Genomic DNA, 12,235 nt, shown 5'->3' with positions numbered 1-12,235 from the left:
TCAATTACTGATTAATGGTGATTTTTTCTTCTAAGCAAGAACGCAGCATTCCGGCGTTGAATAGCATGGGTAGAAAATGGATACTATTAACTTCCCGAAAATAGAATAAAATCGGTACAGGCGACCAAAAAATCTCCCAGTTTGTCCATTCTCGATAGGGAAAACGCCGAATCATCTTACCTGAACGATATATATCTAAATCTGTGGGTGTAAACTGTAGGCGTATGGTGGCTGTCTGAATGGCTAGAAATAGTCCAAACAAAGAGACGGGTAGCGCTACCCATTTCAGAATCAGAAATAAGGGGATTGAACTAAGTACCAACACCACGGGAATGACGTAACTGGGGGGAAGTTCGACTATCGGAGGGAGTTGGGTGGTTTCTGAAGTTGTGGTCATAAGTGCTTGATCGTTTATTTTTGACGGTTTTCTATGACAATTTCTAGGTATATGCACAAAATGTCGATTTTGTCAAGTCGTGATTTTTTGGCCCTCTGGCGATCGCCTAAAACTCGTGCATCGTGAATTTTAAATTTTGGCGGTAAAATAATCACAACAGCGACGCAGTGGGGGTTTCAGCCATTATTTTTACAAATAGACACAGTAAGCCCTTGGAAGCGATTATTTTTAGAGTAGCACAACCCCTATAAACTCGTCAACAATTTGAGAGCAATTATCAATAAAGTTGTAACAATTCTTAACGTCGATTGAAAATAAAAAACTCTTTCCCGAAAGATATTAGTAAAGTTTAACTATCAAGTTTTGTACAATAGACTTTTGAGTGAGGGATTATCAACGGATATTGTCGTATGATTCAGTCAAGGTTAAAGAACGATAGTTATTATTGGTGGTTATATGGTTTTGCAATCAGGTATTGAGCCATCAAGAGTCTTTGAGTGCCGTCTGTAGCGTCTGAGGCGCAAGTTAAAGTTATCAAATTGAGGTAAGTTAGATGAAACATTATGTTTGTGTGACCATTGGGATTAACCAGTATCAATTCCTGCAACCCCTGAGTTACGCCCAAAGGGATGCAGAAGCTCTCAATCATTTCTGGGCTCAAGATGCTGGTTTTGCGAGCGATCGCTGTGTGTTGATCACGGATACGTCCCCGGAAACGTGGGATCTGCCTACTTATCCGAGCCGGGGAAACCTGTTAGACTGGATGGAAAGTATCTGTCGAGAACAACTCCAGGCGGAAGATACCCTATTTTGCTTTTTCAGTGGCTACGGCATTCATCATAAGGGGCAAGATTATCTAATGCCTATTGATGGCAGCCCAGAGAACCTGGAGGAAACGGCTATCCCGATCAGCCTGCTGTTTAAGCATTTAAACAATGCACCTACGGATAATATATTACTGCTGTTGGATATTAACCGGACTCAGGGAGTGCAGGTAGGCGATCAGATTGGAAGGGAGACGATCGCCTTATCGGAAAAATTTAGGATTCCGACAATCTTATCTTGTCGTCCTGACGAGGTATCTAGGGAAACCTCTTCCCTACGAAATGGCTTTTTCACCGCCGCCCTATTAGAAGGGTTGAAATCAGGAAAATGTCAGACTCTGGCTGATTTGAAATCATTTTTAAGCGATCGCCTTCCCGAATTGACCGATCAACATTTACGACCGGTACAAAACCCAGTATTTGCGATCGCCACCGCAGAACAGGCGCAATTGCTGCTACAACCTGAACCAGCCAAAGCCATGGCGGCGGCGGGAAACCATCAGAGCAATTCCGCACTCAATTCCACTTTTGCACCTAAGCAAAATGGCAGCAACCCCTCAGCTTTACCCAATTTGAAGCTGTCTTCAACCATACCAAGCGCTCCGGTAAGCCGACCAGACGCCAGTGAAAACCCCACAGAATCATTAAATCAGGAGCAGGTCTCTGGATCATCAGATACACCAGACCCCAGCCAAAAGACCAATGAACAGCCCCAGGAAGAAATTATGTCAGACAGATCATTCTTTCAACAGCTTATTATCTGGAGTGGTGCGATCGCTGTACTACTGTTATTGGGGGTATTCTATACTAACCGATCCCTATTCGTAGGTTCCCAAGCCTCCACCACCCCCTCTTTACCTCCTACGGAGTTATCCCAACCACCCACCCCGGAAACTACCGACCCCACAGAAACCGAAGCCCTAACGCCGCCAGAAGCTGTAGTTGGGGATGATACCCCTGTAACCCCTGCGCCCACTCCTGCTAACGGTGAACAGCTTTTACAGCAGGCTAGAATGATAGTTCAAAATACCTCGGCTTCTCGTTTGAGTCAGGCGATCGTCCAAGCTAATCAAATTCCTAATAACGACCCACTTTATCCTGAAGCGCAACTAGCTATCCAACGCTGGAGTCAAATGATTCTCGATATCGCCGAAGGACGGGCGGCTATGGGGAATTGGTCGGAAGCGATAGCAGCAGCATCTTTAGTCCCGGAAATTCAACGCCCCATTTATGAACAGGCGCAATTGCAAATTCAAAATTGGCAGCAACCTCTCACACAACTGCGGGAGAATGAAGCTAAAATTGAGGCGGCTCGCTCTCAAATTCGACCGGGACAGGCTTCTACTTATAGTAATGCGATCGCTGCTGTTTCTACCATTGGTCCGCAAGAATTGGGTTATGATCAGGCTACCGAAGCGATCGCTCGCTGGAGTGGTGAAATTTGGAAACTCGCTCAGTCCCGCGCTCAAAATAATCAATTTGATGCAGCTATTTTGGCGGCGGTTTTAATTCCAGAGGGAACCCCACCATATACGGCGGCTCAACAGGCGATCGCTCAATGGACAGCCAGAACACAAAATCAAAATCAGACACAGAATTGATCCGTTAATCCCCCCAACTAAAAATATACCTCTGGTTAGAAGGCAGACAAGACTTGTCTGCCTTATCTTATAGCACAGAACAGATTCTTAGCCAAATTTCAGATAACTATTCCCGAAAACTCATAAATAGCCGGTTTACTGAAAATATCGACTTAATTACAGTGAGATGAGCGAATTTACACACAATTGTTAAATTATGTTAAAATATACATCAATGCTCACCTATTGTGATTGTTAGCACTCTCCTTAAACTGCTTAGATATTTAACCATAACCGGAGCATTTTCGATGACATCAGGGTTGCTTTATCAGTCTATTAAACGCTATTTCCGAGTTATTAAACGCCCCAATATCCCTACAATATGCGCTTTTGGTGTGATGGGGTGTTTAAGTGCGATCGCTTGGGGGTGGGTGTCTTACCATCCGCTAATCAGCGATTTTTTTCAGCAACTATATTTTCAACAACAAAACCCACCGCTGTGGTTAGAATTGCCGGATATTCCGAGTAGTTATTTATGGTTTCCCACCATTTTATTAAGTGCGATCGCCTGGATAATTACCAAGATTTACCCTAAACCCACAGCCATATCAAGGGCGATAATTGTCGCCATTATCTTAGCATTAACTATCCGTTATTTACTATGGCGATCGTTCTCCACCCTCAACCTCAGCGACCCCCTCAATGGTTTATTTAGCCTCACTCTAATGGCTCTCGAAATTTACATTATTGGTGCTAACATCATTCAAATTTACCTAATTGTAAATAGCACCGATAGAAGTAGCCAAGCCGACCAACTCCAACAGTCAGTTATTCAACGCAAATTCACCCCAACCGTTGATATTTTCATCCCCACCTACGACGAACCCTTATTTATTCTGAGGCGCACAATTATCGGCTGTCAAGCCTTAGACTATCACCCCAAAAAAGTCTACATATTAGACGACACAAACCGCCCCCAAGTCAAACAATTAGCCCAAGAATTAGGCTGTAATTATCTCACTAGACCTAATAACCTTCACGCCAAAGCCGGGAACCTTAATCATGCTTTAAAATTCACAAATGGCGAATTAATTACAGTCTTTGATGCCGATTTCATTCCCACCAAAAACTTCTTAACTAGAACAGTAGGATTTTTTCAAAAGCCTAACACCGCCTTAGTCCAAACCCCCCAAACCTTTTATAACCCCGACCCAGTATCCAGAAATTTAGGATTAGAAAATATCATTACCCCCGAAGAAGAAGTATTTTATAGACATATACAACCATTAAAAGATGGTGCGGGTAGTGTAGTTTGTGCCGGGACATCATTTGTAGTTAAACGCACAGCATTAGAAGCCATTGGCGGGTTTGTTACCGAATCAATTAGTGAAGACTATTTTACCGGAATTACCCTAGCCAGCAAAGGCTACAAACTCATTTATTTAAACGAAAAATTAAGCGCAGGTTTAGCCGCCGAAAGTATCACCGACCACCTTAATCAAAGAATGCGTTGGGCGCGCGGTACATTACAAGCCTTTTTTATCAACTCTAATCCTTTAACCATACCCGGTTTAACCATCAGACAAAGATTAGCGCATTTAGAAGGTTTGCTACATTGGTTTACTAGCATTTCCCGAATTTTTATCCTGTTAATGCCCTTAGCTTATCGGTTTTTAGGCGTGATTCCTATTAAAGCTAGTGTGGGGGATTTTATTTACTTTTTCATGCCATATTATCTAGTTTCTCTCCTGGCTTTTGCTTGGTTAAACCAAAAATCTCGGTCAGCCTTCCTGTCAGAAATTTATGCGATTTTCCAATCATTCCCCATGGCATTAACTGTAATTCAAGTCATGCTTAATCCTTTTAAAGGTGGCTTTAAAGTAACCCCCAAAGGTAAAAGAAAGTCCGAATTTTCCGGCTCCTGGAAATTAGCATCACCTCTTATTGTTCTGTTAATAGCCACAATTGTCAGCCTGTTTTGGCATCATCAATTATTAGCATCAAATCTTGATAATGACCCCGGAGTCAATTTAGGCATCATCTGGGGTATTTACAACTTAGTAGTTTTAAGTGTATCTCTCCTAATTATCATAGATGCACCCCTACCAGATACCTATGACTGGTTCCAATTGCGTCGGTCTGTCAAACTCCAAATTTCTGACCAAGTTGTAGGGGGAATAACTCGTTATATTTCCGAAGTCGGTGCTGAAATTGTGGTCACAGAACCCGCCGCCTGGTCTATTCTTAATCATAAAACTGGCAAACAAAAATCCGAATTTTTGCCTTTACAAATGGAAATTATTGATGTACAATTAAACCTAGGGGGTAAAATTACTGATACTCAATGGAATGGTGAATTTCCCACTGTTCGGGTTGAGTTTGAAGCCCTAACAGTGTCGCAACATCGACAACTTGTAGAAATGCTGTTCTGTCGTCCAGGACAATGGCAGAACTTGTCAACTCCCGGAGAATTGCGATCGCTATGGTTATTGTTGAGAGTCTTACTTAAACCCAAGTTTATCTTTGATCGGAAACCACGAATAACAGCGATCGCAGTTCATCAACACTAATCGATAATCCATTATTTGACTCCCCAACTTGCCACAGACAGCTAGGGAGACATTCACCGTGAAATCATAGCCGCCGCCTTGGTTGCCGGGCAAGCAAGCACCGGCAGACCGCGACTCCTCTAGGATTAACCGCCCATCAGCGCCTGGGCAAGTCCAATGTAGAGCGGTATTCCCAAGGCGATCGCCACTGGTGTGCCCACCGCTGTGGACGAGCCGATATAGGCCGAGGGATTCGCAGACGGGATACCCGCTCGTAAAGTGGGCGGCCCAGAGATGTCTGAACTCGACGAGGCAATGACCGCCAGGATCACAACCCCCCCAAGGCTGAATCCCGTGACCGCGTGGGCAATCATGCCGAGACCGAAAGCTATAAGCCCATGCAGCAACGGCGCGATAAAAGCATATACTGCGTACCATTGGGCTACCTTTCTCAGCTCACCAAGCCTTGCCGTCGCTTCCATACCCATTACCAGCATCAGTATTGAAAGCAGTCCCCGGAAGAGCGGCTCGTAGAAACTCTGAAAGACACTTTCCGGTCGGGTTAGCAATCCCAGAGCCAGACCAAGCAGCAATGCCGATAGGGCAGAACCCTGGAGACTTTCCTTGATGATCGGCCATATCTCGACTCCCTGGTTGGCGCTACCGCGCTTCTGACTGAGATACTCCTGCCTCGTCGTGGGATACTCCGGCTTGCTCGGATAATCCCCCGCAGCAACCGGCTGTTTGCTCAGAGACTCGTGCTTACTGAAAGACTCATCTGCCATATCGCTCTGCTTCTGCTTGCTGACATAAATACTAGCCAAAACGATCGCAGTCACCAGCGCCGGGATATCCATAAACGGATAAAGTGCAGCCGCCCAAGCCTCGTATTCCATGCCTTGTTCTTCTAGTAGCGTCAGGGCTGCCGCCATCGTAGAGCCACTTACAGCACCAAACAAGCCCGCAGTTGCAATGGCATCCACCGTTTTTACATTCGGCAGCTTGGCTAAGGTGTAGCGCCCGATGAACACGATCACGATACCCGTTACCAGAGCGAAAACTGCAGGCAACAGCATCTCTGTCAGATTCGATCCACGGATCGCAATCCCCCCACTCAAGCCGACCTTCATCAGCAGCATGAAAACAACAAATTTATAAATCGCATCTGGAATTTGTAGTTGACTATTGACCGCCGCAATTACCATGCCACCAATCAGAAAGCCTAGTGTCGGGGACTGCAACTGCGCCAGGAAGCGCGTTAAGAAACCGGACAAGAAATCCACGATGTCATTACTCCTTAAATCAGATATTAGGGGTCAGGACTGCAGGCAAGCGTAGCCTCCAATCCGTAGTTTTAGGCTTCCGGGTGAGCAGGGAGTCAACCCGCCACGAAAAATTCATCTCCATCCCGGTGCCTCGTGTGCTGGAAGATATCCAACAAAAGTCAAACCCAAGTCCGCCTGTGGGGCTTCACTCTTTTGGGTATTCGGCCAGAGCTGAACCATAGCCCTCTGGGGATGGTATTTCTTTCTCCCCACAGGGTTTAGAAGACCAGTTGCCCCCTAGGTTATTGTATAGACTTGAATCTATCGATATTGGCTTTTTATCTAGTTCAGTCTATGTGTTTAAGTTTATATGTAGAGCGACACAAATTTGCGATCGCTCTACATGGATCTGCTAAGTAATATCAAATGCAAATCATAAGTTTTCCTTTTATTATCAGAAAACTCCTATATCTGTGGTTAATGTAAATGGCGATCGCATAATTTTCTCTATTCCTTGCGATCGCCCCCACACCTGCCACAGCCTGGCGAACCCAGGCAACTCCCTCACCAGAAAGGTTTTTGCCCCCTCTCCAGTAGCTCGAATCGTCCCAGCCTTGCCCCCCTGTCGCCGCCCACTCAAATATCTGCGGTGATCATATCCAAGATCTGCTCCGCTGTTGGATAGTTGCCCTAAAAAAACCTATTTATCTAACCATAAGTGTTTATTATCAAATCCTTCCGCTAATCTGAGTCAATTTTTCTTCACAGAAGGTATTGGATTCGCGGATCTTTGGCATAATCTTAAAAATATGGTTTAAAGCAAAACCATAGACTATTGTCTTTAATTGTTCTAACAGAACCCATCAAGAGGTAACCCAGATGACCCAGAAAGCCAGCAAGCTCGTCATTGTCACCGAAAAGTTGCTGCTCAAAAAGATCGCCAAGATCATCGACGAAGCCGGAGCCACCGGTTATACAGTCGTGGACGCTGGCGGTAAAGGCAGTCGCAACGTGCGATCGTCCGGACAACCCGGCGTTGGCGACACCTACTCCAATGTAAAGTTCGAGGTGCTTACCCCCAATCGGGATATGGCCGTGAAGATTGCCGATGAAGTTGCAGCTCAGTTTTTCGACGATTATTCCGGCATCAGCTATGTTTGTGACGTGATGGAGGTACTGCACGCCCACAGTTTCTGATTCAAAACCCCAAACCCCCCTAACTGAATTCCTCCACCAAAACCATAGCCAGTTGTCTTCCCCGACAACAACCCTTGAGACCTTGACATTGGGGGAGAGAACATTCACCCGCCCCAATGTCAACTTTAATAGTCCTTTAGTTGTCGTAGACCCTAGCCTCAGCAGCTTCTGGATTTTCCTCGCAGTAAACCTCAAAAGCAGTTTTTTCAATCCGTTCTGATCTCTGATGTGCCGCTTCAGCCTGAAGTTCCTCAACAATATCCCAAGCCGCCGCACATTCAGGAGAAGTAGCACCTTTGGCAGCACAGGTAGCCCTAGCCTCTTCGATCGCCTGTTCTATGCGATCGGCCAGGACAATACTCTTAGGCTTCTCTACAAAGTCACCCTTACTCAGGATATCAGTTATAGAAACAATCCCCAACAGTTCTTCTTGAATCACCGGAGCGCGGCGAATACCAGTCTGAGCAAATAACCGCGCCACATATTCCACCCCCAAATCAGGGTTAATAGAGATACAGGGCTTAGTCATAATCTCATAAACCCGCATCTTTTTCGGATCTTTACCGTAAGCCGTCACCTTGTAAATCACATCCGTCTCCGTCACAATGCCATAAGCATCCTGTTCGTGGCGACGTTGAACAATCAGCGCCCGCAAACACAGATCATTCATTTGTTTCACCGCTTCTGCTACCGTAGCCGACCCCCGAATCGTCACTACATTGGTCGTCATAATATCTTTAGCTTTTAGCATCATCGCAGGTTCTCCATAACTTGATACACTCTTATAGCTTGCCTTGTTATGGCTTCAAAAGAAAGAATTGTTTTAACCCCCGTTTTCTGGTAAAATGGTGGATGGATCTATTAAATTTTTTCATTGTTGGTGAATACTGCCATCTGGCATCACCGCCCCCATCAACATAGCATCAGTCCAACTCACACCGTCAAGAATCGCCCCCCGAAAATTAGCACCCCGCAGATTCGCCCCAGATAAATTAGCCCCAGTTAAGTCCGCTTTCCACAGATAAGCATTCCGCAGATTAGCATAGCTAAGATCAGCCCCGCCAAGACGAGCCAGGTTAAGATTAGCCCCCGTCAAATTACTCCGTACCAAATTACCACCTTCCAGATTAGCCCGCATCAGCACAGCATCAGCCAGATTACTCCCCCACAGAATCACCTCAGTTAAATTTGTGCCGTGGAGAATAGCACCCTCCAGATTAGCCCCCGTCAAATTCRCCGACCTCAGATTAACAGCAGTCAAATCAGCCTTTTGTAAGTTAACCCCCCGCAGATKAGACTCAGACAGATCTACCCCATKCAGGTCTATCCCCCCTAAATCCACATCTACCAAATGACAATAACTCAGATTAGCACTGGTGAGACGAGCCTTAGTTAAAACCGAACAGCTTAACCTCCCATGACTGAGATTAGCCCAACTCAAATTCGCCTCAGTCAAATTAGCCGACCTAAGATTAACCCCGCTCAAATTCGCCCCACATAGATTAACCCCGGTCAAATTAGCCGACCTAAGATTAACCCCTTGTAAAATCGCACCACTCAACTTAACCCCACTGAGATCAGAATGCACCAAAAACGCACCCCCCAGGTCAGCCTTAGTCAAATCAGCATCAGTCAAGATAGCCCGTCCCAAATGAGCAAAAGTTAAATTACTTCTATATAGGAACGCATTAAACAAATTAGCATCCTCTAAAAACGCCCTACTCAAATCCGCCCCAGCTAGGGAAGCACCCCCCAGGTCAATGCCTTTAAGATTACAGCGAAATAATTTCGCACCAATTAGATTAGTTTTCCTAAAGTCGCGATCGCCCACCGCATATCGACTTAATAACTCCTTAATATCCACATTCGCTACTCCCATTCACGATCAGCTACATCACTGCTAATCATTTTGACAATAGATATTTCCACCGGAAACCCTCCCATACAGGATAACTTTCGCCTATATAAGTTGCATCAATCACGGCAATATATTACCTTTCCATCAGTAAGCTATGAAAACTCAATTCCTCCTTAACACTTGCCAAATCTATGAATCATACCCCAGAACTCAACGATCGCCGCCAGATTTTCGGTTGGATCATGTATGACTGGGCTAACTCTGCCTATGTCACCACCGTTGTCGTAGCCGTTCTCCCCGCTTACTTTGCGTCCGTCGTCGTCCCCCCCGGCGGAGTCACCATAGCTGGAATTAACTATAGCGCCACCGCCTTATGGGGATTTGTCACCAGTTTGGCTGCCTTTTTAGTGTTTATGGTAGCCCCTATTATGGGGGCAGTTTCCGACTTTTCCGCATCCAAAAAGAAATTTTTAATAATTTGTGCTTATACAGGCTGCCTAGCTGCTAGTCTACTGTTTTTTTGTGGTACAGGAGATGTCTGGAAAACCCTAACTCTCTTTATTATAGCCCAAATTGGCTTTGTCGGCGGCAATATCTTCTATGATGCCTTCCTCCCCAGTATTGCATCGGAAGATAAAATGGACTGGGTTTCTGGTCAAGGTTTTGCTTGGGGATATATAGGCGGTGGCTTGCAATTAGCCTTATCTTTAGCTTTAATTGCTGGACATCAAACCATTGGTATTTCCGCCGAACTAGCAGCCCGACTCGCCATTTTAATGGCAGCAGTTTGGTGGGGTGGTTTTTCCTTAATCACATTTTTTAACCTCAAAGAAGCCCAAACCTTTGAGGAAATTCCCCCGGAATATCAACATTTACCACCCTGGCGCGCTTATATACAGGTGGGACTTCTCAGAACCATTGTCACCGTCACGAAGGTGCGTTTATTTAAGCATTTACTACGGTTTCTCATTGCTTACATGATTTATAACAACGGCATTCAAACTGTGATTACCATGGCCACTATCTACGGTTCCGAGGAGTTGGGTTTTTCCCAAAATGTTCTCATGATTACCCTATTGGTGATCCAGTTTGTCAGTTTTTTCGGGGCTTTGGGTTTTAGTAAACTCGCCGAATTGACTACCTCCAAAACAGCTTTAATGATTTCTTTGGTGGGATGGTCGATTGTAGTTATCTATGCTTATTTTATGAATAGCCCCACTGAGTATTTTGTCTTAGGGGGAATTGTCGGATTGGTTTTGGGGGGGTCCCAGGCTCTCAGTCGTTCCTTTTATGGCTCCATCATTCCACCTTGGGCGGCGGCTGAATTTTATGGGTTTTACTCAGTTTTTAACAAAGGTTCCGCCATTTTCGGACCTTTCCTATTTGCTGTAATCCTCCAGGTGACGGGAACAGCACGCAATTCTATCCTGGCATTAATTGTGTTTTTTATAGTTGGTTTGGTCGGTCTATATTTCGTAGATGTTGAACAGGCTAAACAAGCTAGAAATATTCAGCATTTAGAATAGCGATCGCCTCCCGATTTTCCCTACTTAAACATCAGAAACCTGGATAGTTAGCCACCCTAGTTATTAGCCGCTCAACCCATCCAGGTTATCACTGATTATTGGTAGTTATCATCAACTTCTAGCTGGCAAACTTCAGGTCTTCGCCTTCGTCTACAATCAAATGTAAACATAACAGTTTTTGCCTCAACACTGGCTTACCTTTCCCAGTAAAATAGATTTCTAATTCCGCATCTGATGGAGCTTCAAATAAAAATCTTTCTCCGGGAAATACAATATGCTCTAAATACCAGTTATCAATGTTAGAAATCCGAGCAATCTCAATTTTTTGGCTATCGTTATAGTAGCAACAAAGTTGTTTATTCGTCTGATGGTTATTCAATTGATATAAGTTTGACATCATGGTTAAATCCTCTGGGAACTAAAAAAAGTTTGTCGATACTGACTTTGTTAAACTTGATCCCTGACCCCAACTTGATGAGGGACCAAATTCTCAGATTAAGCCAAATTGCTAAAAATCCGTGGACCCTGAAACTGATAATGCTTCTCCCCTGATGAGAATGACCTAGGCTAATTCTCCCTTCCATCTATGTTAGATCTACGGGAAACCAACCCCGATCGCTATTTCCGGGATCTTCGCCGATTTGGGGCGAGTTAACCCACGGAGGTTTAGCTCTCGGTTCGGACCTTAGCCGTTGTGTGTGTCCATCATCTTAAAAGATTGCATCAAATCAGAATCCCCATTTTAATTATTTCTAAAGAATAACAACAAGGCCAGAGTTAGCTAGTCTATCTAATGGCTTACTTTTAAGTATGATGGATCTGGGTAAATAAGTGTCGCGATCGCTATCACTGACTGATCATGTTTATTATCACATCCCAATCGTTCCCGATATGTTTTTATTTTGGTGATACCCCCAGACCACTCATACCTCATCGGAAATCTGCAAGTGGCCAAAAAGGTCCGCTAAAATGGTATTGGAGAATAAAAACCCCTCCGGGTCTGTCAGTCGTAGGTGACGCTTCGCTGGCTTGTCCGGTT

10 protein-coding genes are annotated in these 12,235 nt (G+C 44.9%); 4 read left to right on the top strand and 6 right to left on the bottom strand.

Annotation, left to right across the window (positions count from 1 at the left end; all coding sequences use genetic code 11):
• Positions 1-4 precede the first annotated feature (4 nt).
• On the bottom strand, positions 5-397 hold the full coding sequence (locus B9T16_RS08220) for a DUF3119 family protein (protein WP_006618595.1): 393 nt from the start codon (positions 395-397) through the stop codon (positions 5-7).
• Between the two features lie 553 nt (positions 398-950).
• Between B9T16_RS08220 and B9T16_RS08215 the strand changes: the two genes are divergently transcribed.
• Both B9T16_RS08215 and B9T16_RS08210 read left to right on the top strand, forming a co-directional pair.
• Positions 951-2,822, top strand: coding sequence for a caspase domain-containing protein (locus B9T16_RS08215; RefSeq protein WP_006617198.1), 1,872 nt, complete (start codon positions 951-953; stop codon positions 2,820-2,822).
• A gap of 287 nt (positions 2,823-3,109) precedes the next feature.
• Positions 3,110-5,371, top strand: a complete 2,262-nt coding sequence (locus tag B9T16_RS08210) for a glycosyltransferase (RefSeq protein WP_410244513.1) — start codon at positions 3,110-3,112, stop codon at positions 5,369-5,371.
• Positions 5,372-5,496: 125 nt separating this feature from the next.
• Here the strand turns inward: B9T16_RS08210 and B9T16_RS08205 are convergent, their stop codons facing one another.
• Together B9T16_RS08205 and B9T16_RS08200 are read right to left on the bottom strand one after the other, a co-directional pair.
• Positions 5,497-6,633, bottom strand: coding sequence for a sodium-dependent bicarbonate transport family permease (locus tag B9T16_RS08205; protein ID WP_410244512.1), 1,137 nt, complete (start codon positions 6,631-6,633; stop codon positions 5,497-5,499).
• A gap of 436 nt (positions 6,634-7,069) precedes the next feature.
• Positions 7,070-7,255 (bottom strand): hypothetical protein, encoded by a 186-nt coding sequence (locus tag B9T16_RS08200; RefSeq protein ID WP_315670261.1) that lies wholly within the window; start codon positions 7,253-7,255, stop codon positions 7,070-7,072.
• A gap of 239 nt (positions 7,256-7,494) precedes the next feature.
• Between B9T16_RS08200 and B9T16_RS08195 the strand changes: the two genes are divergently transcribed.
• Positions 7,495-7,812, top strand: coding sequence for a P-II family nitrogen regulator (locus B9T16_RS08195; RefSeq protein ID WP_410244511.1), 318 nt, complete (start codon positions 7,495-7,497; stop codon positions 7,810-7,812).
• A gap of 136 nt (positions 7,813-7,948) precedes the next feature.
• On the opposite strand, the gene B9T16_RS08190 is transcribed toward B9T16_RS08195, so the two are convergent.
• Together B9T16_RS08190 and B9T16_RS08185 are read right to left on the bottom strand one after the other, a co-directional pair.
• The gene (locus B9T16_RS08190; RefSeq protein WP_410244510.1) at positions 7,949-8,566 is read right to left on the bottom strand and encodes a CP12 domain-containing protein; all 618 of its coding nucleotides are present in this window, start codon (positions 8,564-8,566) and stop codon (positions 7,949-7,951) included.
• A 117-nt stretch (positions 8,567-8,683) separates the two neighbouring features.
• Positions 8,684-9,691, bottom strand: coding sequence for a pentapeptide repeat-containing protein (locus B9T16_RS08185; protein WP_410244509.1), 1,008 nt, complete (start codon positions 9,689-9,691; stop codon positions 8,684-8,686).
• Between the two features lie 170 nt (positions 9,692-9,861).
• On the opposite strand from B9T16_RS08185, the gene B9T16_RS08180 reads away from it, so the two are divergent.
• A complete protein-coding gene (locus B9T16_RS08180; RefSeq protein WP_410244508.1) occupies positions 9,862-11,196 on the top strand; it encodes an MFS transporter in 1,335 nt (444 codons plus the stop codon).
• 118 nt (positions 11,197-11,314) lie between these two features.
• On the opposite strand, the gene B9T16_RS08175 is transcribed toward B9T16_RS08180, so the two are convergent.
• Entirely contained in the window at positions 11,315-11,596 is a 282-nt protein-coding gene (locus tag B9T16_RS08175) for a DUF1830 domain-containing protein (protein WP_410244507.1), read from the bottom strand.
• Between the last annotated feature and the right edge of the window lie 639 nt (positions 11,597-12,235).

It is taken from the genome of Arthrospira sp. PCC 8006, assembly GCF_046480465.1.
GTDB lineage: Bacteria > Cyanobacteriota > Cyanobacteriia > Cyanobacteriales > Microcoleaceae > Limnospira > Limnospira platensis.
The sequence above is the reverse complement of the archived record's forward strand: the minus strand, read 5'-3'. Positions and strand labels throughout refer to the sequence as shown.